The organism is Naumannella halotolerans (assembly GCF_004364645.1).
Taxonomy (GTDB): Bacteria; Actinomycetota; Actinomycetes; order Propionibacteriales; family Propionibacteriaceae; genus Naumannella; species Naumannella halotolerans.
This window is the reverse complement of record NZ_SOAW01000001.1, coordinates 1771382-1794415: the sequence shown is the minus strand read 5'-3', so window position 1 is coordinate 1794415 and position 23034 is coordinate 1771382. Positions and strand designations below refer to the sequence as shown.

The 23034-nt window shown below is 68.3% G+C and carries 23 protein-coding genes, 2 tRNA genes and 1 pseudogene; 24 read left to right on the top strand and 2 right to left on the bottom strand.

The window, feature by feature from the left end; translation table 11 throughout:
• The first annotated feature begins 28 nt into the window (after nt 1-28).
• Nucleotides 29-646 carry a mycothiol-dependent nitroreductase Rv2466c family protein gene (locus CLV29_RS08315; RefSeq protein WP_133754452.1) on the top strand — a complete coding sequence of 206 codons (618 nt, stop codon included), beginning with the start codon at nt 29-31 and terminating at the stop codon, nt 644-646.
• A 37-nt stretch (nt 647-683) separates the two neighbouring features.
• Here the strand turns inward: CLV29_RS08315 and CLV29_RS08310 are convergent, their stop codons facing one another.
• A complete protein-coding gene (locus CLV29_RS08310) occupies nt 684-1517 on the bottom strand; it encodes an extensin family protein (RefSeq protein WP_133754451.1) in 834 nt (277 codons plus the stop codon).
• A 55-nt stretch (nt 1518-1572) separates the two neighbouring features.
• On the opposite strand from CLV29_RS08310, the gene CLV29_RS08305 reads away from it, so the two are divergent.
• The 14 genes and pseudogenes from CLV29_RS08305 to CLV29_RS08245 all read left to right on the top strand — a co-directional run bounded on the left by CLV29_RS08305 (nt 1573) and on the right by CLV29_RS08245 (nt 12502).
• On the top strand, nt 1573-2025 hold the full coding sequence (locus CLV29_RS08305; protein WP_133754450.1) for a ribose-5-phosphate isomerase: 453 nt from the start codon (nt 1573-1575) through the stop codon (nt 2023-2025).
• A 3-nt stretch (nt 2026-2028) separates the two neighbouring features.
• Nucleotides 2029-2835, top strand: coding sequence for an Fpg/Nei family DNA glycosylase (locus CLV29_RS08300; RefSeq protein WP_133754449.1), 807 nt, complete (start codon nt 2029-2031; stop codon nt 2833-2835).
• Entirely contained in the window at nt 2808-4202 is a 1395-nt protein-coding gene (locus CLV29_RS08295) for a hypothetical protein (protein ID WP_133754448.1), read from the top strand. The genes CLV29_RS08300 and CLV29_RS08295 overlap by 28 nt, the downstream gene beginning before the upstream one ends.
• A 49-nt stretch (nt 4203-4251) precedes the next feature.
• Nucleotides 4252-4324, top strand: a tRNA-Pro gene (locus tag CLV29_RS08290).
• A gap of 260 nt (nt 4325-4584) precedes the next feature.
• Nucleotides 4585-4998, top strand: coding sequence for an efflux RND transporter periplasmic adaptor subunit (locus CLV29_RS08285; RefSeq protein ID WP_133754447.1), 414 nt, complete (start codon nt 4585-4587; stop codon nt 4996-4998).
• 42 nt (nt 4999-5040) lie between these two features.
• Nucleotides 5041-5886, top strand: a complete 846-nt coding sequence (locus CLV29_RS08280) for an efflux RND transporter periplasmic adaptor subunit (protein ID WP_133754446.1) — start codon at nt 5041-5043, stop codon at nt 5884-5886.
• A 140-nt stretch (nt 5887-6026) separates the two neighbouring features.
• The gene (locus CLV29_RS08275) at nt 6027-6725 is read left to right on the top strand and encodes an ABC transporter ATP-binding protein (RefSeq protein ID WP_166649234.1); all 699 of its coding nucleotides are present in this window, start codon (nt 6027-6029) and stop codon (nt 6723-6725) included.
• Nucleotides 6722-7030 (top strand): annotated as a pseudogene (locus CLV29_RS16790) (ABC transporter permease); the annotation flags it as partial. The gene CLV29_RS08275 and the pseudogene CLV29_RS16790, both read left to right, overlap by 4 nt.
• 92 nt (nt 7031-7122) lie before the next feature.
• On the top strand, nt 7123-7962 hold the full coding sequence (locus CLV29_RS08270; protein ID WP_243831799.1) for an ABC transporter permease: 840 nt from the start codon (nt 7123-7125) through the stop codon (nt 7960-7962).
• Between the two features lie 53 nt (nt 7963-8015).
• The gene (locus tag CLV29_RS08265; protein WP_133754445.1) at nt 8016-8597 is read left to right on the top strand and encodes a hypothetical protein; all 582 of its coding nucleotides are present in this window, start codon (nt 8016-8018) and stop codon (nt 8595-8597) included.
• A gap of 40 nt (nt 8598-8637) precedes the next feature.
• Complete coding sequence (locus CLV29_RS08260) at nt 8638-8916, top strand: hypothetical protein (protein WP_133754444.1); 279 nt, start codon at nt 8638-8640, stop codon at nt 8914-8916.
• The gene (locus CLV29_RS08255) at nt 8916-11336 is read left to right on the top strand and encodes a permuted SH3 domain-containing protein (RefSeq protein ID WP_133754443.1); all 2421 of its coding nucleotides are present in this window, start codon (nt 8916-8918) and stop codon (nt 11334-11336) included. The genes CLV29_RS08260 and CLV29_RS08255 overlap by 1 nt, the downstream gene beginning before the upstream one ends.
• A gap of 109 nt (nt 11337-11445) precedes the next feature.
• Entirely contained in the window at nt 11446-12090 is a 645-nt protein-coding gene (locus tag CLV29_RS08250) for a YitT family protein (protein ID WP_133754442.1), read from the top strand.
• A 338-nt stretch (nt 12091-12428) separates the two neighbouring features.
• Nucleotides 12429-12502, top strand: a tRNA-Gly gene (locus CLV29_RS08245).
• Between the two features lie 158 nt (nt 12503-12660).
• Here CLV29_RS08245 and CLV29_RS08240 read toward each other — a convergent pair.
• Nucleotides 12661-13035, bottom strand: a complete 375-nt coding sequence (locus CLV29_RS08240) for a MerR family transcriptional regulator (RefSeq protein ID WP_133754441.1) — start codon at nt 13033-13035, stop codon at nt 12661-12663.
• 247 nt (nt 13036-13282) lie between these two features.
• Here CLV29_RS08240 and CLV29_RS08235 point away from each other — a divergent pair, with 247 nt between their 5' ends.
• The 9 genes from CLV29_RS08235 (at nt 13283) to CLV29_RS08195 (ending at nt 22999) form a co-directional block, all read left to right on the top strand.
• Nucleotides 13283-13627: an alpha/beta fold hydrolase gene (locus tag CLV29_RS08235; protein WP_166649176.1), complete on the top strand. Its 345-nt coding sequence runs from the start codon at nt 13283-13285 to the stop codon at nt 13625-13627.
• An 8-nt stretch (nt 13628-13635) separates the two neighbouring features.
• Nucleotides 13636-14085, top strand: coding sequence for an alpha/beta fold hydrolase (locus CLV29_RS08230; RefSeq protein ID WP_133754439.1), 450 nt, complete (start codon nt 13636-13638; stop codon nt 14083-14085).
• Complete coding sequence (locus tag CLV29_RS17015) at nt 14082-14834, top strand: MFS transporter (RefSeq protein ID WP_133754438.1); 753 nt, start codon at nt 14082-14084, stop codon at nt 14832-14834. Before CLV29_RS08230 ends, CLV29_RS17015 begins: the two co-directional genes overlap by 4 nt.
• A 17-nt stretch (nt 14835-14851) precedes the next feature.
• On the top strand, nt 14852-15406 hold the full coding sequence (locus tag CLV29_RS08220; RefSeq protein WP_133754437.1) for an MFS transporter: 555 nt from the start codon (nt 14852-14854) through the stop codon (nt 15404-15406).
• Nucleotides 15407-17062: 1656 nt separating this feature from the next.
• Nucleotides 17063-18613, top strand: a complete 1551-nt coding sequence (tig, locus tag CLV29_RS08215) for a trigger factor (RefSeq protein WP_208292811.1) — start codon at nt 17063-17065, stop codon at nt 18611-18613.
• Nucleotides 18614-18833: 220 nt separating this feature from the next.
• The gene (locus CLV29_RS08210) at nt 18834-19439 is read left to right on the top strand and encodes an ATP-dependent Clp protease proteolytic subunit (RefSeq protein ID WP_133755120.1); all 606 of its coding nucleotides are present in this window, start codon (nt 18834-18836) and stop codon (nt 19437-19439) included.
• Nucleotides 19440-19534: 95 nt separating this feature from the next.
• On the top strand, nt 19535-20140 hold the full coding sequence (locus CLV29_RS08205; protein WP_243831881.1) for an ATP-dependent Clp protease proteolytic subunit: 606 nt from the start codon (nt 19535-19537) through the stop codon (nt 20138-20140).
• 129 nt (nt 20141-20269) lie between these two features.
• On the top strand, nt 20270-21565 hold the full coding sequence (gene clpX, locus CLV29_RS08200) for an ATP-dependent Clp protease ATP-binding subunit ClpX (RefSeq protein WP_133754434.1): 1296 nt from the start codon (nt 20270-20272) through the stop codon (nt 21563-21565).
• Between the two features lie 258 nt (nt 21566-21823).
• Nucleotides 21824-22999, top strand: coding sequence for a zinc-dependent alcohol dehydrogenase (locus CLV29_RS08195; protein WP_133754433.1), 1176 nt, complete (start codon nt 21824-21826; stop codon nt 22997-22999).
• Nucleotides 23000-23034 lie beyond the last annotated feature (35 nt).

Sequence of the window (23034 nt, the reverse complement as noted above, 5' to 3'; positions counted from 1 at the left end):
GGATTTGGGAGGGGTCTAGGCTGAAAACATGACGAATCCGGCAAACGAACATGCGCAGGTCGACATCTGGGTGGACCCGGTCTGCCCCTTCGCCTGGCTGACCTCACGTTGGCTGCTCGAGGTGGAGAAGGTACGACCGGTGAAGGTGGCCGTGCACCTGATGAGCCTTGCCGTGCTCAACGAGAACAAGGACATCCCGGCCGACTACCGGGAGATGCTGGCCACCGCCTGGGCCCCGGTCCGGGTTGCCCTGGCCGTGGAGCAACAGTACGGATCGGAGAAACTGGCGGAGTTCTACACCGCCATCGGCACCCGGATCCACGTGCAGAAGGAGGACCGCAAGGACGCCATCGTCGGCGCCCTGGCCGATCTCGGACTGCCGGCCGAGCTGATCGAGCTGGGTGACTCCGATGCCAATGACGTGGCATTGCGGGAATCCCACCACCAGGGCATGGACCCGGTCGGCGACGAGGTCGGTACGCCGGTGGTACGGATCAACGGCAAGTCGCTGTTCGGCCCGGTGATCACCCGGGCGCCGAAGGGTGAGGCGGCCGGCCGACTCTTCGACGGCTTCTCCCTGGTCACCGAGTTCGACTACTTCTACGAGCTGAAGCGCAGCCGGGACACCGATCTGGTCTTCGACTGAGCTGCAGTGGCGCCACGCCACCGGCCGGGTCGCCGACTCAGGCACCCCGGCCGGTGGCGGCACCGGTGAACTCGGTCCAGGCACCGTCATCGGTCAGGCTGCCGCCGACCCCGATCTGCTCCAGCACCTGGTCGGTGGCGCGGCGGGTCGCCCGGTCCCAGCTGCCGGTGATCTCCACCTCGACGTCGAACAAATAGGTGCAGATGGCCTGGGCGGCCTGCACCTGCGTCTGCGAGCCGCTGGTGAACCAGGCCATGGACGAGCCCGAGAAGCCGTTGTCGATGTGGATGTGGTTGGCATGGGCGTCGTTGTAGAGATAGGTGACCACATAGGAGAAGTGCCGGCACAGGCTGGCTGCCGTTGCCCAATAGCGTCGCCGGATCTGCTCGAGGTCATCGCGATCTCGCCACTGGTCGTAGCGCAGCGAGACGAACTCGTCGTCGCCGGCGACGAACCGGGTGAAGTCGATCGCCCGGCCGGAGTTGTGCCAGGAGGTGCAGTTGTCGGAGCCGCTGCCGTCGACCCAGGTCCCGAAGTGCCGGATCCGGTCCGGCCTCGGCAGGCCGGAGTTCTCGATGAAGAAGCCCAGCCACTCGTCGAGCTGGTCGGCGAAGCCGCCGTCGATGCGTACCGAGTCGAATTGGTTGGTCTCCTCATAGGCCAGTCGGACGTCGGCGATCCGCTCCCGGGTGGCGAGTTCGGCGCGATCCACGCAGTAGGCGGTGGAGGTAGCGCCGCTCTGCCCGGTGGAGTCGCCCTGGTCGCTGCAACCGGTCACCGCTGCCGTACCCAGACCGATCCCCAGGCCGAGCGCGGCCCGACGCGACCAGCGTGCGGGTCGCTGCGGGCCGCCGGGACCTGTGAATGGCACGTTCGGAGGCTACAGCGGCCCGCCAAGAGCCGGTCCGATGCGCCATAGTTGACCCATGCGTGTACATCTGGCTGCCGACCATGCCGGTTTCGAACTCAAGGCCGAACTGCTGAAGGCGCTCGTCGACGACGGGTACGACGTCACCGACCACGGTGCCTTCGCCTACGACCCGGAGGACGACTACCCGGGATTCTGCATCGAGTGCGCCGAGGCGGTACGCGAGGAGACCGATGCGTTGGGCATCGTCATCGGCGGCTCGGGCAACGGTGAGCAGATCGCGGCGAACAAGGTGGAGGGCATTCGGGCCGCCCTGGTCCACAGTGAGGAGACCGCCCTCGCCGCCCGCGAGCACAACGACGCCCAGGTCGCCGGGATCGGTGCCCGGATGCACACCACCGAGGGGGCGATCGCGTTGGCCAAGCTGTTCTTGTCCACCCCCTTCTCCCAGGCACCCCGGCACCAGCGCAGGATCGATGAACTGACCGCCTACGAAGAGTCCAAGCGCTGAGCGATGCCGGAGGGACATACACTCCGGCGGCTGGCCCAGGACCTGAACGCGGTGTTCGCCGGCACCCGTCCGCGGATCAGCAGTCCGCAGGGCCGGTTCGCCGATTCCGCGGCACTGGTCGACGGCCAGCCGTGGGCCGGGGCCGACAGCTACGGCAAGCATCTGTTCCTCGGGTTCGGTGACCGCTCGGAGTTGGTGATCCACATCCATCTGGGACTGATCGGCAGCCTTCGCTTCGACCAGCCGCTGGCCGCCCCGGCACGCCTTCGGATCGAGGTGGACGAACACTTCGCCGAACTGCGCGGTCCGCAGACCTGTGCGTTGATCACCCCGGCGGAGTTGGTGGCGGTGGTCGCCCGACTCGGGCCCGATCCCTTGCGTGCCGATGCCGACCCCGAGATCGCCTGGCAGCGGATCCATCGCTCGGGCAAGTCCATCGCCGCACTGCTGATGGACCAGTCGGTGATCGCCGGCATCGGCAACGTCTATCGCGCCGAGGTCCTGTTCCGGAACCGGATCAACCCGTTTACCGCGGGCAGTCGGCTGAAGCGCACGAGCTGGCTGGCGATCTGGTCCGACCTGGTGCAGCTGATGCCGCTGGGGGTGCGGGACAACCGGATCGACACCGTCCGGCCCGAGCACACCCCCGAAGCGATGGGCCGCGATCCACGCGTCGATGATCATGGTGGCGAGGTCTACGTCTATCGCCGCAACGATCTTCCCTGCCTGGTCTGCGGTTCCCGGATCCGGACCAAGGTCGTGGAGGGGCGTAATCTGTTCTGGTGCGGGAATTGTCAGCGGCGCAGTTGATCATCGACCAGACCCCGGTGGTGATCGACTCCGAGGCGGTGGCGGCTGCTGCGGGGGTACGGCTGGCGCTGCGGGGTCTGGTCGTCGACGGACAGTTCCGGCCGGCCGGGCGCTGGGACCTCCGGGCCGATGTCGACGAGGTGGAGTGTCGGACCGAGATCGACGGCATCGGTGTCGAACAACGGCATGGAGCCGATGGGATCTGGAACTGGCGGATCCGGTTGGCGAACCGTCGGCAGACGGCGACCCGGGTCGCTGCGGTACTCGACATCGAGGCCACCGACGGGTGGCAGCGGCGGAGCTGGCTGGCCGGTGCCGACGGGTTGATCGTGAATCTGCCCCCGCGAGGCATCGGTCCGGTCTGGTCGCTGCGTCCGCGGTTGGGAACCCTGCAGCTGAATGATCCGGCTGCTTCGACCACTCCGATGGCAGGGACCGAGGCGGCGGTGATCATGGATGCCCGTGAGCTGGCGCCGGGCGAGCAGCATGTCGTCCTGTGGCGGGCCGAGCGCCTTCCCGATCCGGCCGCCGCTGCGAGGGGCCTGCCGCGCTGGCTGCCCCGCCGGCTCGAGCTGGAGCCCGGTGCCGCACTCGAGCTGGACCTGCCGGATGCCGCGCTGGTGCATCACGGCGAGGCTCCCGGGGTGCAACAGGTGCTGGTGCACCAGGGGACCGGCACCACCGAGTTGACGCTGAGCCTGCCGTACCGGCTGGACGCGTTGATCGAGGCCGTGGCCTCGGCGACCGAACAGACCGGGGTGCGCAGTGACGAAGGGCGGATCGCCGAGGCGTTGGTGTTGTTGCACGCCTCGGCCCGAGGAGCCCATCCCGATGCCGTCGCCCTGGCCGAGGAGACGGCTCAGCGGCTGCCCCCCACCGATCCGCTGGCGGTGATCACTGCGGCCACCGGAGCCAGCACGGCCGGGTGGTACGACGGGGTCGTCCCGGCCGAGTTCGCCGCCGCCGCGCAGACCATGACCGGGCCCGGTGGCGACCTCGCCCGGATGCACGTCCGGGGGGCAGCACTGTTGCTCGGCGAGGCGACCCCGGCGCCACCGCGGATGGCGACCAGCCCCGATCAGGTGCTGCTGCGGCTGGGAGCCGGGCTGCCGGGGGAGTCCGATGGGCTGTCCCCGGCCGAGGTGGGCGAACTGCTGGCCTGGGCAGCCACCCAGCCCGACGAGGTATGGGCACAGCTGGGCCCGGCCGGTGGAACGGGTGAACAGTTGGCCGATCTGCCGGGAAGCATCCTGGATCGGGCCGAGAGCTGGGCACTGGCGCGGTTGCGACCACAGGCGCCGTTCAGCGTCGAGGACCTGCGGGCGATCGCCTGGCTGGCCATCCACCAGCAACTCGTACGCGGATGAGGCGGCGTTTCGGCTAGACTCGTACGCGGTTCGCCCCCGTCGGGGTGACCGGGGCGTGGCCCAGTGGCTAGGGCACCTGCTTTGGGAGCAGGGGATCGCAGGTTCGAGTCCTGTCGCCCCGACCGAGAAATCCGCGGTGGGTCGGCCGAGGCCGAGTGCGGGAGGCGAGATCGGCCTCCGACCACGAACTGCGATCCGGCATCGGTGGTGAAGCCCGCGATGACGCACGAACTCACAGCTTCGAACCCTTCCCCACAGGGGAAACACATGAGGATTCGACCAACCCCACAGTCGGTACCGACACAGTTGTCGAGTCCGTGACCGCGTAGGGGTGCGCACGCATTCGCATTCCCGGCCCGGACTTCCGACGAGGAGGACCTGCGTGGCGAAGCACGCCCTGAAACGGCGAGGTCGAATCATGATCATCGCCGCTGGACTGATTGTCGTTGCGCTGGTCGCCGTCGGCGGCCGGCTCGTCCTTCGGGATCCGGCAGATCAGGAGGCAGCCCGGAGCACGACGGCAACGGTGGCCACCACCACACTCGAACAGACCATCTCCACCAGCGGGACCGTCGCCGCTGCGGAGAGTGCCGAGGAATCCTTCGAGGTCTCCGGAACCGTGACCGAGGTGTTGGTCGAGGCCGGGGACAGCGTCAGCGCCGGTGACGAACTGGCGGTGGTTGACGACACCGTCCCGGCTGCCGAGTTGACCGCTGCCGAAGCCTCCTACGAAGCAGCGCAGGAAGCCGTCGACGAGGCCGACACCGATGCCACCGAGGCGGCTGCCACCACCTAGCTCGCCCAGGCCGAGTCCGCGGTCACCGATGCCGAGACCGCCTTGGACAATGCGACCCTGACCGCCGACATCGACGGCATCGTCACCGAGGTCGGGTACGAGGTGGGTGATGTCGTCGGCACCGGGACCGGTCAGACCAGCGGGTCGACCGACACCTCGACCGAACAGGCGGCCGCCGGTGGTACGGGTACGGGCACCTCGACCAGCACGTCGACCAGCACCGAGTCCACGGCCGAGAGCGCCGCGATCTCCCTGGTCTCCGACGGCACCTTCGTCGTCGACGCCACCGTCAGCGCCGACGAGGTCGACCAGGTGACCGACGGGATGCAGGTCGAACTGACCGCCACCGATCTCACCGAACCTGTCTTCGGCACCGTCTCGGAGGTGGCAGTGCTGCCCGAGGTGGACGATGCGGGATCGGCCGGGTTCCCGGTCACCATCGAGATCACCGGCCAACGCGACGACCTGTATGCCGGGGTGAGCGTCGATGTGTCGATCATGGTCTCCCAGCGGACCGACGTGCTGGCAGTCAGCATCGCCGCGATCCAGACCGGCGAGGACGATGCCACCTATGTCGACCTCGTCACCGTGACCGACGAGGACGGTGCGGTCACCGCGACCGAACGGGTCCCGGTCGAGATCGGCGAGGTGTCGGGTATGTCGACCGAGATCGTCTCCGGCCTGGCCGACGGTGATGTCGTCGAGGTGCCGGGGATCACCTTGCCGACCGGGAGTGGGCAACAAGGCGGTGCCGGAGGTATGCCCGGTGGTGGCCAAGGTATGCCCGGTGGTGGCCAAGGTATGCCCGGTGGTGGGCAGGGTATGCCCGGGGGATCGGGACAGATGCCCGGCGGTGGCGCGGTGCCGAATATGGACGGTGGTCAGTGAGCGGCCGCGACGACTTCGGTGAGGACGATCCGACCGTTGTCCGCGAGACCAGCGAGTGGGACTTCGACGACGACCCGACCCGGCGGCTGCCGGTGCAGGATGCCGGTGGGGCCGAGGGCTCCGAAGCGGCCGGTCACCCGATCCTCGAACTCGACGCGGTACGCAAGACCTATCGCACCGGTGCGATCGAGTTCGAGGCGCTGCGGGGCGTGAGCCTGCAGATCGAACGCGGCGAGTACGTCGCGGTGATCGGTCCGTCGGGTTCGGGCAAGTCGACGCTGATGCACATCCTGGGCTGTCTGGATGTCGCCACCGCCGGGGTCTACCGGCTGGCCGGTGATCCGGTCGCGGACATGAGCGAGGCCGAACTGGCCGAGGTGCGGAACCGGCAGATCGGTTTCGTCTTCCAGCAGTTCCACCTGTTGCCGTCGTTGCCGGCCTGGCGCAATGTCGAACTGCCCCTGGTCTATCGCGGAACCCCGCGCGCCGAACGACGCCGGCGGGCGATCACCGCACTGGAGCAGGTGGGACTCGGCGATCGGGTGGAGAACCGTCCCGGCGAGCTGTCCGGAGGACAACAGCAACGGGTGGCGATCGCCCGTGCCCTGGTCACCGAACCGGCCTTGGTGCTGGCCGACGAACCGACCGGGAACCTGGAGTCCACCTCCACCGCCGATGTCCTGGGGCTGCTCGACGATCTGCACGCCGCCGGACGCACGATCATCGTGATCACCCACGAGAACGAGGTGGCGGCCAGGGCCGCCCGGAATCTGGTGATCGCCGACGGGCAGATCGTCGACGACGTGCTCACCGGTGCCGCGGTGGGGGTCGGCCGATGAACTGGGCGGAGACCTTCCGTACCGCCTTCGACGCGGTACGCGCCAACCGGCTGCGCTCGGTGCTGACCATGCTCGGGATCGTGATCGGCATCGCCTCGGTGATCCTCACCGTCGGCCTCGGCCAGGGGGCACAGGAGGAGGTCGAGGACCCGATCAGTTCACTCGGCTCGAACCTGCTGATCGTCGCGCCCGGATCGACCACGTCCAGCGACGGCACCCGGGGTGGGTTCGGCTCGGCCTCCACCTTGACCCTCGCCGACGCCGAGGCGATCGGTGACAGATCCGCGGTACCCGATGTGGCGCAGGTGGCGGCCACGACCTCGACGTCGGTGACGGCCACCGTCGATGCCACGAACTGGACCACCTCGCGGTCGGCACCAGCACATCGTGGCTCGACGTGCGTACCCGGACCCTCGATGCCGGTCGCTTCTTCACCGACGCAGAGGCCAGTTCGGGAGCACCGGTGGCAGTGCTGGACCCTGACACCGCCTCCGAGCTGTTCGGTGACTCTTCGATCAGCCCGGTCGGTGAGACAGTACGCGTCGATGGCGCGACACTGACGGTGATCGGCATCCTCGACAGCACCGGTTCGTCGTCCGGGACGAGTTCGGAGGATGATCAGATCATCGTCCCCATGTCCACCGCCGGGCAGCTCAGCGGTGAGTCCAGTGGTGATCAGCTGACGGTCTCGATGATCTACGTCGAGGCCGCCGGCGCCGATCAACTCAGCGCCGCCTACCAGGAGATCAACTCCCTGCTGCTCGCCCGTGACGGGGTCAGCACCGAGGATGCCGACTTCTCGATCACCAGCCAGACCTCGCTGCTGGAGACGGCCAGTGAGACCAGCGAGACCTTCACCGTCCTGCTCGCCGGGGTCGCCGGAATCTCCTTGCTGGTGGGCGGTATCGGGGTGATGAACATCATGCTCGTCTCGGTCACCGAACGGGTGAAGGAGATCGGTCTGCGCAAGGCACTGGGTGCCACACCCAGCACGATCCGTCGACAGTTCCTGGTCGAGGCCTCGATCCTCGGCCTGATCGGCGGCGCGATCGGAGTGGCCATCGGTGCGGTCGGTGCGCTCGTGCTGCCCGCCCTCGTCGACCAGGCGGTCACACTGTCGTGGCTGGCCACCGCTGCCGCCCTGGTGACCTCACTCGCGCTCGGTGTGGGCTTCGGCGTCTACCCGGCGAGCAGAGCCGCCCGGTTGACCCCGATCGACGCGCTGAGGTCGGACTGATGATCGGCCGGTCCGCCGATCCCCACCATCGAACGCTCCACGAAAGGACTTCCATGATCACCCACGGCCAGGGCTCGAGCCCGTCCGGCACTTCCGGGCTCTCCCGGGTGGTGCTCTGCGCCACCGTCGTCGGTGCACTCACCCTCGGTCTCACCGCCTGCGGCAGCGAGGACGGGGCATCGAGCGCGGAGGCAACCGGGTCGACGGCCGCACCCGCGCCGGCAGCCGGTGGTGGTGGACGCAACCCGGGTTCTTCCGGTCCGGGGGTCTCCGGACTGGTCGCCGCGGTCGACGGTGACACCGCTCAGGTCCAAGGAAACGAGGCACAGACCGCGGTGAGTTGGGACGACGACACCTCGTTCAGTGCCGAGGAGTCGGCAGAGCTCGCCGAGGTCACCGTCGGGGTGTGCGTGACCGTGATCGGTGAGAGCGTCGACGGCACCGTGAGCGCCACCTCGGTCGGGATCACCGGGGACGAGGGTTGCAGCGAGGCCGAGCAGGCTCCCGGCGGCGGCCAACCACCGAGCGGGGCGCCCGCCGAGGGTGAAGCACCCGCAGGGATGCCGTCCGCTCGCCCCGATGCGATGCCGTCCGGGTGGCGCCGGCGGGATGGCCGGTGGGATCACCCGCGGTGAGGTGACCGCGGTGGCCGATGACGGCTTCACGGTCGCGTCGATGCCCATCGGACCCGACGCCGGGGACGAGACCACCGAGGTCACGGTCACCGTCGGCGACGACACCGACTACACCGCGACGGTCGATGCCGATCCGGACGCGGTGGTCACCGGTGTCTGCCTGAGTGCGCAGGGGGAGACCGATGACACCGGGGCGATGGCCGCCTCGACAATCGCCGTCTCCGAGAGTTCCGACGGTGAGTGCAGCGCAGGTATGGCCGGCCCGGGCATGGGAGCTCGCGGTGGTGGTGTGGCGCCGAGCGGACAGGCGACCTCCTGATGGCGCGCACCCGGGCACGCCGTTGGCTGCGTGCGGGCGTACCGGTACTGGCAGTCGGTGTCCTGATCGCGGGTTGGGCCGGTTGGTCGGCGGCATCGGAGGGATCGCCGTACCGGACGGTGGTCGCCACCCAGGGAGCGGTGGAACAGGTCACCGAACTGTCCGGCACCGTCGTGCTGGCGGGACGGCATGACCAGAGCTTCGGCACCGACGGCACCGTCAGTGAGGTCGCGGTGGGCGTCGGCGACACGGTGAGTGCCGGCGACGTCCTGGCCGAGCTGGACACCGAGCCGCTGCAGAGCGCACTGCTCGACGCCGAGGCCGAGCTCGCAACAGCGCAGGCGCAGTTGGAGACCGACACCGAGGCCCAGGCCGACGCGGTGGCGGAGTCGGCACAGGCCGATGCCACCGGTGCGTCCGCCTCACCGTCGGCGGCCTCCGGTACGGGCGCCGGGACGTCTGCGCAGGGCAGTGGCGTGGCCGGTACGACCGGCGAGCAGGCCAATGCAGGAGCACAGGCCGATGGGGGAGCACAGGCCGACTCAGGTGCACAGGCCGGCGGGGGAGCTCAGGCTGGCGGGGAAGCTCAGGCCGGCGGGCCCGAGGAGACCAGTGGAGGCGAGGAGGCGAACGCAGGAGAACCGGCCGATGCCGGAGAGGACTCGGCGGTCTCGGAGGCGCTGGCCGAACTCGGCCGGCAGCAACAGGCGGTCACCAGCGCCGCCTCGGAGAGTCGAGCAGCCCTGCAGGCCGCCGACGACGCGCTGCAGCAGCAACAGGACATCTGCAGCGATGCCTACGGCGGATCCGAGGGCGAGGAATCGGCCACCCCGACCCCGAGTGCCTCATCCACCCCGAGTGCCTCATCCACCCCGAGTGCTCCGTCCACGCCGAGCGATTCTGCCACCGCGGGTGTCTCGTCCACCCCGAGTGTGGCGACACCGAGCGCGTCGATCAGCCCCAGCGCCGCGGCCTCCTCGAGTGCCGCAGCCGGTGCTTCGGCATCACCGAATGCGACCGCCTCGCCAACAGCGACTGCGACGACCGACACCGACCCGACTGTCTCACCGACGACGGCGGTCACGGTGAGTCCGACGGCCTCGGCCGGTACCGGCCCGGCCGAACCGGCAGCGAGTGCGAGCGCTTCGTCCCCGGCCAGCCCTGGGGAGGATTCCGGCGCTGAGGAGGGAACTGCCGGGGCATTGGCGGAGTGCACGGCCGCACTGGGTGAGGTCCAACGCGCTCAGGGTCAGGCGGCTGCTGCCCAGGACTCCTTGCAGACGGCCCTGACCGAACTGAGCGGGACCCTCGAGGCAGCCAGCGCGGGATCGGGTTCGCAACCGGCCGAGACCGGTTCCGCCGACGGGTCCACCGGTCAGGGGTCGGGTGCCCCGGAAACGGGCACCGGAGAAGGCGCGGCAGCGGATTCCGGTTCGACCCAGGCACCGTCGACGACCGGCACCAGCGGAGCCGGTGCGAACACTGCGTCCGGTGACGCGGCTGCCGGTGGCGGATCCGACCAGACAGCGGCCTCCGGTGAGGTGCCGACCGGAGATGCCTCCGCCGCATCCGGCACCGGTGCTGCCTCGGCCGGCGCTGCTGATGCCACCGGCGCGGCCGGAACCGAGGCCGGCGGGCAGGAGGTGACCGCGGCGACCCTGGCCCAGGACCAGGCCGACATCGACAGCGCCGAGGCCGCGGTCGCAGCAGCCAATGACGATCTGGCGGGTGCGACCGTTCGGGCTCGCAGCTCCGGTGAGGTCGTCTCGGTCGGCGTCGCCGAAGGCGACAGCGTGACTGCGGGTACGACGGTGATCACGGTGGTCGGGGACGGTGCGACCACCATCAGCGCCACGGCCGACGAGGACCAGATCGCCGACCTCGAAGTGGGACAGACGGCAACCGTCACCCCGGCCGGTGCCGATACCGCCATCCCGGCCGAGGTGAGTGCGGTCTCCGACATCGCCGACACCAGCTCGGGCAGTCCGGAGTTCCCGGTCACGCTGACCCTGGATCTCACCGAGGTCGATCCGGCCGCGCAACCCGTACCCGATCTGCCGGCGAGCGCCGAGATCACGACCGGCTCGGCGAGCGACGCCGTGGTCATCCCACGGTCGGCCTACACCACCGAGAACGGCCGGACCACGGTCAACGTTCTCGACGGCGAACAACTGCAGACCGTCGAGGTGACGTTGGGCGTGGTCAGCGCCACCACGGCTCAGATCGCCGACGGCCTGGATGCAGGACAGGTCGTCGTCCTGGCCGATCTGGAGCAGGCCCTGCCCAGCGGTGATGACACCGGGACCGGTTTCGGCGGCGGCAGCGGTGGTGCGCCGGCTGGTGGCGGCATGGGCGGTGGCGGCATGGGCGGTGGTGGCGTGGGCGGCGGTGGCATGGGTGGCGGTATGCCTCCGAACTGAGCCTCCGGCCGACGGCCCCGGCGACCCGGTCGCCGTGGCAACCCGTCCGGCCGGGTCACATCGGGCCGCGCGGCTGCGGCGGTCGGAGGAACCGACGTAGGGTGCGCCCGTGGGCACGCCATCGGAGCAGGAACAACCCAGCATCGTCTATGAGTGGAAGGACACCTCGCACAGCCTGGCGGAGAACATCGTCGGGTTCGTCACCGGGATCGTCCTGGCAGCGTTCGGCCTGGCCATGCTCCGGGCGATCGGTGCCGTCACCGGGGGAACCGCCGGGCTCTCGTTGCTGTTGGGCCAGCTCACGCCACTGGGGTTCCCGGTGCTGTTCTCGCTCGTCAATCTGCCGTTCGCGGTGCTGGCAGTCTTGCAGCGTGGATGGGCATTCACCCTGCGTACCGCCTTGGCGATCGTCTGCGTCTCACTGATGTCGGCGTGGAACGCTGCAGTGCTGCCGCTGGCCGACTTCCCGCCGCTGTACGGGGTGCTGTTGGGCAACCTGATCTGCGGAGTCGGCCTGCTGGTCCTGTTCCGTCACGGGGCCAGCCTCGGCGGGTTCAACATCGTCGCCCTGGTCCTGCACGATCGCACCGGATTCCGGGCCGGCTGGACCTTGATGATCTTCGACAGCTGCGTGGTCCTGTTGTCGCTGACCGTCCTCGACTGGCCGATGGTGCTGCTCAGCGCACTCGGCGCACTGGTGCTGAATCTGGTGATCGCGTTGAACCATCGGCCGGGCCGCTACATCGGCCACTGAGGCCCTGTCGCCTCCGGTCGCTGCGAGGCAGCTCGCGAGGAGATCCCGGGCCCACCGTCAGCGATCTGCAACGCTGGAGGAGCAGCCGGAGCCACCGTCGGCGACCTTCACGAGCCACCGTCGGAGACCTTCATATTGGAGGAGCAGTCAGAACCACCGGTTCACCACTGGGAGGAGCCGGGCCCGCTGTCAGCGATCTTCAACGCTGGAGGAGCAGCCGGAGCCACAGCAGACGATCTTCAACGCCGCGGGAGCAGCCCGGGGAATCCCGAGCTCAGGCACCCGCGTGGCTGGATGCGGCGACCGGTGACAACGTGCGCTAGCATGGGCGGCGCATTGCGGATGTAGCTCAATGGTAGAGCCTCAGTCTTCCAAACTGATTACGCGGGTTCGATTCCCGTCATCCGCTCCACCACCGGCCGGGTGGGGCGTCCTCGCCCCGCCCGGCCGGTTCTGCATTGGCGGTGGGTCTTGTCGTGGTTCGGCCGGTGGGTCTTGTCGTCGTTCGTCGGCGGGCCGGTCCCGGCCGGTTCGAGAGTGCGCGGATCGTTGACCGGTGGGGCCCATTGCTCAGTGGTCGACGGGCGCGCCCGCGGGCGCGTCGGCGTCACCGATCAGCGCCGCCACCGATTCGCGGCGACGCTGCAATTCCTCGGCGCGACAGTCAAGATCAGCCACCAAGGATCGGACCTGGGCCGCAACTGCGGGACACATCTGCAGTGGCCGGTCGGTGTCGAGCAGGCAGGGCAGGATCACCCGTACCGACTCCAACGAGAACCCCGCCCGCAGCAGACGTCGGATCCGCTGCACCACCTCGACGGTGGACGCCGCGTAGTGCCGGTACCCGTTGGCGTCACGGTCGGACGTGATCAGGCCCTGGGATTCGTAATGCCGCAACGATCGTGCGGATGCGCCACTCAGACCGGCGAGTTCGCCGATCAGCATCGTGCCGCTTGTCGACTCGACCGGACCTGTGACCGACTGCGTCTCAATCGTGCCGCTCGTCGATTCGACCGGACCTGTGACGGACTGCGTCTCACTTCGGTGCGTCGTTCCCCTCCTCCCACGAGCATAGGTGGAGTCCTGTTCGGTCGGGGCGTGGTGGTCGACGAGCGCGGGTGGACCGATTTGACCGTGCCGCTGGTGCGGAGATTTGACCTTGCCACTGATGTCAATGCCTACGGTCGCAGGTATGAACACTGAACCAAGTGGGCAGCCGCCACTGACGAAGGTCCGATTCGGACACGTCCGGCCTCTGCTGCTGGCACATGGTGCGGGCGGGTCCGTCGCGGACAACTTCGGCGAACTGGCCCGGCACCTGACCGATCGGGAACTGATCGGGGTCGACTATCCGGGCTCGGATGCCAGTGCGGATCCCGCGACTGGGTACGGGGTCGACTGGCTCGCCGATCAACTGGTCGCGGCCGGGGTTGCTGCGGGGCACGAGCGATTCCCGGTGCTCGGACTGTCGATGGGTGCCACGGTGGCGGTCACCGCTGCCCACCGCCACCCGAGCGAGTCAGTGCACTGGTGCTGACGGTGGGCATGCTCCGAGCCGACGCACAGGCAGTCGCCTTCGCCCGTACCTATGCCTCCTTGGCCCGGGCGGGCCGGATCGATGATCTTGCCCACCTGCTGTTCCTGACCAGCATCGCACCGGCTGTGTTGGCGACGATGGACGCTGATCAGGCTCGGACCGCGATCGCTGATCTTGCCGACCACCATCGGGTCGAGGGCCTTCGCCGGTCCGGGCAGATGGACCTTGTCAGAAGCATCGACATCACCGCGATCGCCTCCCGGGTGGCGGTTCCGTCGTTGGTGGTGGTGGCCGAACAGGATCGGATCGTGCTGCCGTCGAGCACCAGGGACCTGGGTGCGGCGATCCCGGGGGCCGAGGTCGTGGAGGTCACCGGGGCCGCACACATCTTCGGTCCCGCGGACACTGCTGCCTGGGCGGAGATGATCGATGCCTTCCTGGGTCGGCACCGACTATGAGCGTCACCGTCCGCGCGGTCGTCCTCGGTTCGGTCACCTTCATGACCGCCGAACTCCTGCCGACCGCCCTGTTGCCGGTGATGGCAGCTGATCTTGCCGTCAGCGAACAGAGCATCGCCTTGTTGATCACCGTCTACGCCGGGGTTGCGGCGGTCCTCGGGGTGCCGATGACGATCATGGTCCGTCGTCGTTCCCGGCGTGGGGTGATCATCTTCTGCCTGCTGGTGTTGGCGCTCGGACAGCTCGCCTTGGCGCTGAGCCCCTCGGTGACGGTGGCACTCGTCTCTCGAGGTGTGGTCGGGGCAGTGCACACCGTGGTCTTCGCGCTGGTGCCGGTGGTCGCCGCAGAGCTCGCCGACCAGCATCGTCGGTCGGGTGCGGCCGGCTCGACCTTCATCGGTACCTCGGTGGCCATGGTGGCTGGCGTGCCGCTGGTGGCCTGGCTCGGGCAGCTCCTCGGCTGGCGGGCGACTGCGATCGCATTGGGCGTACTCGCCCTCGGACTCACCGTCGGGGCCGGACGGGTCCTACCTGCTGGCCCGGCCCGGAACAAGGCTGGTTCGGCGCGAACCGGTGAGGTGGCTGGTTCGGCGCGGGCCGGTGAGGTGGCTGGTTCGGCGCGGGCCGGTGAGGTGGCTGGTTCGGCGCGGGCCGGTGAGGTGGCTGGTTCGGCGCGGGCCGGTGATGCGGGGGAGATCGACGAGGGCGTCTCGTCCCACCGACCCGGGCTCCGGGCAATCCCGGGCTGATCGGCTCGATCGCGACGGTGGTCGTGTTGACCGCACTGGCGGTGGGGGCGGTCTATCTGGCGTACCCGTTCATCAGCCTGCTCGCCGATCGACGAGCCGGTGTCGGGGCCACGGGCTTCCCGCTGCTGCTGGTCGCGCACGGGGTCCTCGGGGTGCTGGCTGTGTTGTTCGTGTCGAGGTGGATCGACCGGAGCCGGGGCCGGATCAGCGTCGCCATCCTAGGACTGTTGGCCATCTCACCACTGGCCGTGGCGTTCGGGTCCCCGGCCATGGTCGTCCTCGTGTTGGTGTTGTGGGGCGCACCGATTGCTTCCTTGCCGCCGATGTTGCACACCGATGTGATCCGACTGGCCGGTCCGGCCGCCGATGTCGCCTCCTCGGCCTATGTCGTTGCATTCCAGGTCGGCATCGCCGGGGGCAGTGCGATCGGCGCCCAGGTCCCGCAGCTGTACGGACTCACATCGATGCTGGTGGTCGCTGCCGCCGTCGGTTTCGTCGCCTTGGTCTTCTGGGCAGTCTCCGGACGCGATGGCGCCGGCCTGGCGACGGCGTCGCGGACCCTGGCTTCCTGATCCACACCGCGCCGCCCTGAGACTGCGCCGCCCTGAGACTGCGCCGCCCTGAGACTGCGCCGCCCTGGGACCATTACCGACTTGGGACCAATACCGCCTTGCGGACCGCGCCGCCTTGGGACCGCGCTGCCTTGGGACCGCGCCGCTTTGGGACCGCGCCGCTTTGGGACCGCGCCGCTTTGGGACCGCGCCGCTTTGGGACCGCGCCGCTTTGGGGCCACGCCGCTTTGGGGCCACGCCGCTTTGGGGCCACGCCGCTTTGGGACCGCGCCGCTTTGGGACCGCGCTGCTTTGGGGCCACACCGCCTTGGGTCTGGTGGGAACTGGCCGCCAGGAACCGGGTCGCGGTTGGGTGGGGAAATTGACGGCTCGCCGATGTGTCAGCCGTGCTCGGGCGCGTCATCTGGTGCTGCGGGTGCCGTCCGGCGCGTGCGAGCCGTCGGAATCCCCGTCGAGCGTCCTGCGGCTCTTGGCGTCTTGTGGCTTGTGGCGCCGAGGTGGCTTGGTGGTGTCGGGGCGCGGTGCTCACCGTGAGGGAGGGGCGGTGTCTCTCCGAGGGATCTGGGTCGCGGTTGGGTGGGGAAATTGACGGCTCGCCGATGTGTCAGCCGTGCTCGGGCGCGTGATCTGGTGCTGCGGGTGCCGTCCGGCACGTGCGAGCCGTCGGAATCCCCGTCGAGCGTCCTGCGGCTCGGGCATGCAGCGACTCGGCGTCCAATGCCGCGGGGCTCGGGCGGCTGGTGGTTCCCGGTTGTGGGTGGCACCGACCGATCACCTCGGTGTCCGGAGAACCGGCTGGTGTCGGCAAACAGGCAAGAGTGCGGGCGCCGGGAAATAGGTGGGGCAGCGACGGTAATTAGGTGGGGCAGCGACGGTAACCAGGTGGGCCAGCGACGGTCGGCCTCGGAGTGCGGCTGGTGGGAAATCGACGGCTCGTGGCCGCTCCGGTTGCGGCAGCCGGCGTGGTCTGGCGCCGCGGCTGCCGCTCGAAGCCGGCGAGCCGTCGGAATCCCCGTCGCGCATCCTTGTGGCCCGGGTTGTCGAGGGCATGGCGCGGCTCGTGCGTCGCGGGACAAGGGCGGGGAAATCGACGCCTCGTGAACGGCCAGGCCGCGTTCGGTGGCGTGATCTGGCGTTCTGACTCGCGGTCGAGGTGGTCAGACGTCGGAATCCCGATCGCTCAGGGGCTGCCACGTTGGAACCCTTCGCTGAAGGTGGCGCCAGGTTGGGAGGTTGTTGGGGCATCGACGGGGAGGCTGTGGGGCATCGACGGGGAGGTTGTTTGGGGGATCGACGGAATCCTCGCTGAAGGTGGCGCCAGGTTGGGAGGCTGCGGGGCATCGACGGGAGGTTGTTGGGGGATCGACGAGCAGGCTGTGGGATCGACGACCAGGCGCGGGTGGGATCGACGATCAGGCTGGGCTGGGGGAGACCGCCGAAGACCAAGAATGGGGAATCGACGGCCCGCCGATGCGTGTGCCGCGCTGGGTCGCGTGGTCTGGCGCCGCGGGTGCCGTCGGATGCGCGCGAGCCGTCGGAATCCGCGCTGCCGGCGTCCGGTGGCCTCGGCGCTGGCAGATGGGTACGATGGCGTGGTTATCCGTCTGCGCTGCGGCGCGACGACATCACCACGAAGACTTACAACGGAGAATCATCTTGCCCAGCACCATCGAGCAGCTCAGCCCGTCGCGCGTGAAGATCACCATCGAGGTTCCGTTCGCCGACCTGAAGCCGAGCCTGGACAAGGCCTACCGCCAGATCGCTCAGCAGGTCACCATCCCCGGATTCCGCAAGGGCAAGGTTCCTGCAGCCATCATCGACCAGCGGTTCGGCCGTGGCGCGATCCTGAGCGACGCCGTCAACGACGCGCTTCCCGAGCAGTACTCCAAGGCCATCGCCGAGCACTCGCTGATCCCGCTCGGCCAGCCGGAGGTGGAGGTGACCAAGTTGGAGGACGGTGACCTCGTCGAGTTCACCGCCGACGTCGTGGTGCGCCCCGACTTCGACCTGCCCGAGGCCACCGGCGTCTCGGTCACCGTCGACCCGCTGGAGGTCGACGAGACTCTCGTCGACGAGCAGATCAAGCTGCTGCGGCAGCGGCTCGGCAGCCAGAACGAGGTGGACCGTCCCGCCGCCGAGGGCGACATCGTCACCATCGACCTGAAGGGTTCGAAGGGTGGCGAGGCGTTGGAGGACGCAACTGCCGAGGGTCTGCAGTACACCGTCGGCGCCGGCGGCATGCTGGACGGCCTGGATGAGGCCGTCACCGGGTTGAGCGCCGGTGAGTCGGTGACCTTCACCTCCACTCTGGTCGGGGGCCCGCTGCGAGGCGAGGATGCCGACATCGAGGTCACGGTGCAGAAGGTCTCGGAGCAGGAGCTGCCCGAGGTCGACGACGCTTTCGCCCAGCAGGTCTCGCAGTTCGAGACCGCCGACGAGATGCGTGCCGATCTGGAGTCCCGGGCCGAACAGATGGCCCGTCTGGACCAGGCGTCGAAGGCACGGGACGAGGTCCTGGAGGCCTATGTCGCCCAGATCGACCTGGAGGTCCCGGAGTCGGTCGTGTCCGCCGAGGTGGAGGCACGTCACAACCAGATCACCCAGCAACTGGCCCAGGCCGGATTGACCCTGGACCAGTACCTCGCCGACAGCGAGGAGGAGCAGACCGCCGAGGAGTTCTGGGCCGACATCGACGCCCGCACCGCTGAGGCCCTGAAGGCTCAGCTCGTGCTGGACAAGCTGGCCGAGACCTCGGAGATCGGCGTCGACCAGAACGACCTGACCCAGCACCTGATGATGCGCGCGCAGCAGAACAACACCAGCCCGGAACAAGAAGCGCAGCACATGATGGAGCACAACCACACCGCGGAGTGGATGTCGGAGATCCGTCGGAGCAAGGCGCTGGCCGAGCTGGTGGCCTCTGCCGAGGTGAAGGACACCGAGGGCAATGTCGTCGACCTGAAGAACCTGCGGCCCGACGGGACGCTGGCCGATCCGGCTGCCGATGTCGAGGCCGGACCGGAGGTGATCGAGGTCGACACCGTCCCCAGCGAGCCGGCGGACGACGCCGTGGCCACCGAGACCACGGACGAGGCAGCGAGCACCGAGACGGCCGATGAGGCTCCGGCGGCCGAGGAGAAGCCGAAGAAGGCCAAGCCGACCAAGTCGAAGTCGGCCAAGGCCAAGTCGGAGAAGTCCGACAGCTGAACCGAGTAGGCGAACGAGCAGAACAGGGCCCCGGGAAACTCTCCCGGGGCCCTGTCACGTCTGCGGTGATCCGGTGACCGGCGCCGGGCGGGCCACGCCGAGTCAACACGGCGCTGCGCCAACAGCGAACAAAGTTCCCGGTTCATCGGTTTTGCGCACTTCGACCGGTACGTTCGGACACGTGAATTCATCAGCGACGAATTTCCCCGGACCCGCTCCCATGCGGGCCGCCGCCACCGCACCGGGCTTTGGGTTGACCGACAACGTCTACCAGTCCCTGCTCGCCAACCGGATCGTCTTCCTCGGCTCCGAGGTGAAGGACGAGAATGCCAACGCGATCTGTGCGCAGATGCTGCTGCTGAACGCCGAGGACCCTGACACCGACATCTGGCTCTACATCAACTCCCCAGGCGGCTCGGTCGACTCGGGCATGGCGATCTACGACACCATGAAGTGGATCTCCAACGATGTCGCCACCGTGGCCATGGGCCTGGCGGCCTCCATGGGCCAGTTCCTGCTCAGCGCCGGCACCCAGGGCAAGCGGTACGCATTGCCGCACAGCCGGATCATGATGCACCAGCCGTCCGGCGGACTCGGTGGCACCGCCTCCGACATCCGGATCCAGGCCGAGCAGTCGCTGCACATCAAGCGGCAGATGGCCAGCCTGATCGCCGAGCACACCGGGCAGAGCCTGGAGCAGATCGAGGCCGACTCCGACCGCGACCGGTGGTTCACCGCCGACCAGGCCAAGGAGTACGGCTTCATCGACCACGTCTTCGAGCGCGCCTCGCAGATCAGCGACGCCGAAGACGCGCCCAACCAGTGATTCCGCGGAACTCTCAGACGCCAGAACAGATGAGGCAACAGACTGTGAACACCAACCCCAGCCTTCCCGGTGGCATCGCCCCGGCAGGCCCGTCGATGGACTACTACATCCCGCAGTGGGAGGAGCGCACGTCCTACGGTGTGCGTCGGGTCGACCCCTACACGAAGCTCTTCGAGGACCGGATCATCTTCCTCGGCACCCCGATCACCGACGACATCGCCAATGCCGTGATGGCACAGCTGCTGTGCCTGCAGTCGATGGACGCCGATCGGCAGATCAGCATGTACATCAACAGCCCCGGCGGATCGTTCTCGGCCATGACCGCGATCTACGACACGATGCGCTACATCAAGCCGAAGATCCAGACCGTCTGTCTGGGCATGGCCGCCTCCGCTGCGGCGGTGATCCTGGCCGCTGGTACGAAGGGGCAGCGACTGATGCTGCCGAACAGCACCGTGCTGATCCACCAGCCCTACACCTCCCAGGGCTCCTACGGCCAGTCCTCGGACCTGGAGATCCAGGCCAAGGAGATCCTGCGGATCCGCGAACTGATGGAGACGATGATCTCCGAGGCCTCGGGCAAGTCGAAGGAACAGGTGAGCCTGGACGTGGAGCGCGACAAGTACCTGACGGCCGAACAGGCCAAGGCGTACGGCATCGTCGATGACATCCTGACCTCCCTCAAGGACGTCGAGGACTGAGTGGCGACGGCTGCGGAGGACACTCCGCAGCCGGCATCGAAATGACCGGCGTGATTGTTCGGTCTGCGAGTTAGGCTGGACCCCTGGCAAGCGGGTCGGGGCACGGTTGGATACGGATGGAGTGGATGAATGGCACGGATCGGTGAGAGCGGCGATCTGCTGAAGTGCTCGTTCTGCGGAAAGAGCCAGAAGCAGGTCAAGAAGCTCATCGCGGGCTCAGGCGTCTACATCTGTGACGAATGCATCGAGCTCTGCAACGAGATCATCGAGGAGGAGCTCTCCAGCGCCTCCGACTCCGGTCTGTTGGAGGAGTTGCCCAAGCCGAAGCAGATTCGGGAGTTCCTTGACACCTACGTGATCGGGCAGGACTCGGCGAAGAAGGCGCTCGCGGTGGCGGTCTACAACCACTACAAGCGGGTGCAGTCCCAGCAGCAGGGCTCCTCGGGGCGACGCGCCGCCGAGGACGACGGGGTGGAACTCGGCAAGTCCAACATCCTGCTGATCGGGCCCACCGGCTGCGGCAAGACCTACCTCGCCCAGACCCTGGCGAAGATGCTGAACGTTCCGTTCGCGATGGCCGATGCGACGGCACTGACCGAGGCCGGGTACGTCGGCGAGGACGTCGAGAACATCTTGCTGAAGCTGATCCAGGCCGCCGACTTCGATGTGAAGAAGGCCGAGACCGGGATCATCTACATCGACGAGATCGACAAGGTCGCCCGCAAGTCGGAGAACCCGTCGATCACCCGCGACGTCTCCGGCGAAGGGGTGCAGCAGGCGCTGCTGAAGATCCTGGAGGGGACCACCGCCTCGGTGCCGCCGCAGGGTGGTCGCAAACACCCGCATCAGGACTTCATCCAGATCGACACCACCAATGTCTTGTTCATCGTCGGTGGTGCGTTCGCCGGTCTGGACCAGATCATCGACGACCGGGTCGGCAAGCGCCCGATCGGGTTCAACAACGACACCGAGTCGCGGCGTCCGCCGGCGGAGAACCCGTTCGAGGAGGTCCGTCCCGAGGATCTGACCAAGTTCGGTCTGATCCCGGAGTTCATCGGCCGGCTGCCGATGATCAGCACCGTCGCGCCCCTGGACCGGGCGGCGCTGATCGCGATCCTCACCGAGCCGAAGAATGCGCTGATCCGGCAGTTCCGCAAGCTGTTCGAACTCGACGGCGTGGAGCTCGAGTTCACCCCGGAGGCCGTCGAGGCGATCGCCGACCTGGCGCTGCTGCGGGGGACCGGTGCCCGCGGCCTGCGGGCGATCCTCGAGGAGGTGCTGTTGAATGTGATGTTCGACGTACCCAGTGCCGACGATGTCGCCCGGGTGATCATCACCGAGGACGTGGTGAACGACAATGTGCTGCCCACCCTCGTACCGCATGCCAAGCTGCCGCGGCGCGAGCGCAAGGAGCGCAGCGCCTGAGCTCCGTCGAGCCGGGCCTGAGGCCCGTTGGCTCGTCGCCGCGCGGCACTGAAACAGCCGCGCCTGAACCCGTAGGCTGCCCTTGCGTCACCGCAGAAGCGCTGCGCCTGAACCCCGTCGAGCCGGGCCCCCTGATCGGAGCGGTCGGTACCTGCCGGTAGCGTCGTAGGGGATGAGGCGAGTGGTTCGTTCCCCGCGTTCCCTTCGGACAGCACAGGTCCGACGCGATGCCGACCGCTCGCCTGCGAAGGAGTACCCATGAAGGCTGTCACCTGGCAGGGCAAGCGCAAGGTCAGCACCGAGACCGTCCCGGATCCGAGCATCATCGATCCGACCGATGCGATCATCCAGGTCACCTCGACCGCGATCTGCGGTTCGGATCTTCACCTGTACGAAGTACTCGGCCCGTACATGAACCCCGGCGACATCCTCGGGCACGAGCCGATGGGCATCGTCACCGAGGTGGGTGCACAGGTGGGCAATCTCAAACCCGGTGACCGGGTGGTGATCCCGTTCAACATCTCTTGCGGACACTGCTGGATGTGCCGCAATGATCTGCAGTCCCAGTGCGAGACGACCCAGGTCAAGGACCGGGGGACCGGTGCGTCACTGCTCGGCTTCTCCGCGCTCTACGGTTCGGTGCCCGGTGGACAGGCGCAGTATCTGCGGGTGCCGCATGCCGACTACGGGGCGATGAAGGTGCCCGACGAGGGTCCCGATGAGAAGTACCTGTTCCTCTCCGACATCCTGCCCACCGCCTGGCAGGGTGTGGAGTACGCGCAGGTGCCCGATGGGGGCACGCTGGTGGTCAACGGTCTCGGACCGGTCGGACAGTTCGCGTCCCGGATCGGGGTGTACCGGGGTTACCGGGTACTGGCCATCGAGCCGGAGGCCGCGCGTCGGCAGATGGCAGAACGTCACGGTGTGCAGACCTTCGATCTCACCGAGGACGTGAACGACCGGATCCGGGAGGTCACCGACGGACGCGGACCCGATGCGGTGCTGGACGCAGTGGGGATGGAGGCGCACGGATCGCCCGTGGCCCGGGCGATGCAGAACCTGGCCGGTCTGCTGCCGGACAAGTTGGGGCAGAAGGCCACCGAGACGATCGGCGTGGACACCATGAGCTCCCTGCACTCGGCGATCGATCTGGTCCGCCGCGGCGGCACCGTGTCGATCTCCGGGGTCTACGGCGGAGCGCTGGACCCGATGCCGATGATGCAGATGTTCGACAAGCAGCTCTCGTTCCGGATGGGCCAGGCCAATGTCCGCCGCTGGACCGAGACCTTGATGCCGTTGCTGGACGACTCGGGCGACCCCCTGGGGGTGCTCGACCTGACCACGAACACCGCGCCGCTGGAGGAGGCTCCGCAGCTGTACGAGCAGTTCCAGCACAAGACCGACGGGTGCATCAAGGTGGTCCTGAAACCCTGAATGCTCGCCCGGTGGTCGGGTGAACCCACCGGCCC

What these genes read in the sequence shown, in the direction of transcription:
- CLV29_RS08255 (WP_133754443.1), top strand. Translation starts at nt 8,916, where the DNA reads ATGGCGCGCACCCGGGCACGCCGTTGGCTGCGTGCGGGCGTACCGGTA.
- CLV29_RS08265 (WP_133754445.1), top strand. Translation starts at nt 8,016, where the DNA reads ATGATCACCCACGGCCAGGGCTCGAGCCCGTCCGGCACTTCCGGGCTC.
- CLV29_RS08205 (WP_243831881.1), top strand. Translation starts at nt 19,535, where the DNA reads ATGGACTACTACATCCCGCAGTGGGAGGAGCGCACGTCCTACGGTGTG.
- CLV29_RS08300 (WP_133754449.1), top strand. Translation starts at nt 2,029, where the DNA reads ATGCCGGAGGGACATACACTCCGGCGGCTGGCCCAGGACCTGAACGCG.
- CLV29_RS08210 (WP_133755120.1), top strand. Translation starts at nt 18,834, where the DNA reads ATGCGGGCCGCCGCCACCGCACCGGGCTTTGGGTTGACCGACAACGTC.
- CLV29_RS17015 (WP_133754438.1), top strand. Translation starts at nt 14,082, where the DNA reads ATGAGCGTCACCGTCCGCGCGGTCGTCCTCGGTTCGGTCACCTTCATG.
- CLV29_RS08235 (WP_166649176.1), top strand. Translation starts at nt 13,283, where the DNA reads ATGAACACTGAACCAAGTGGGCAGCCGCCACTGACGAAGGTCCGATTC.
- CLV29_RS08195 (WP_133754433.1), top strand. Translation starts at nt 21,824, where the DNA reads ATGAAGGCTGTCACCTGGCAGGGCAAGCGCAAGGTCAGCACCGAGACC.
- CLV29_RS08260 (WP_133754444.1), top strand. Translation starts at nt 8,638, where the DNA reads ATGCCCATCGGACCCGACGCCGGGGACGAGACCACCGAGGTCACGGTC.
- CLV29_RS08315 (WP_133754452.1), top strand. Translation starts at nt 29, where the DNA reads ATGACGAATCCGGCAAACGAACATGCGCAGGTCGACATCTGGGTGGAC.
- CLV29_RS08240 (WP_133754441.1), bottom strand. Translation starts at nt 13,035, where the DNA reads ATGCTGATCGGCGAACTCGCCGGTCTGAGTGGCGCATCCGCACGATCG.
- CLV29_RS08230 (WP_133754439.1), top strand. Translation starts at nt 13,636, where the DNA reads ATGCTCCGAGCCGACGCACAGGCAGTCGCCTTCGCCCGTACCTATGCC.
- clpX (WP_133754434.1), top strand. Translation starts at nt 20,270, where the DNA reads ATGGCACGGATCGGTGAGAGCGGCGATCTGCTGAAGTGCTCGTTCTGC.
- CLV29_RS08305 (WP_133754450.1), top strand. Translation starts at nt 1,573, where the DNA reads ATGCGTGTACATCTGGCTGCCGACCATGCCGGTTTCGAACTCAAGGCC.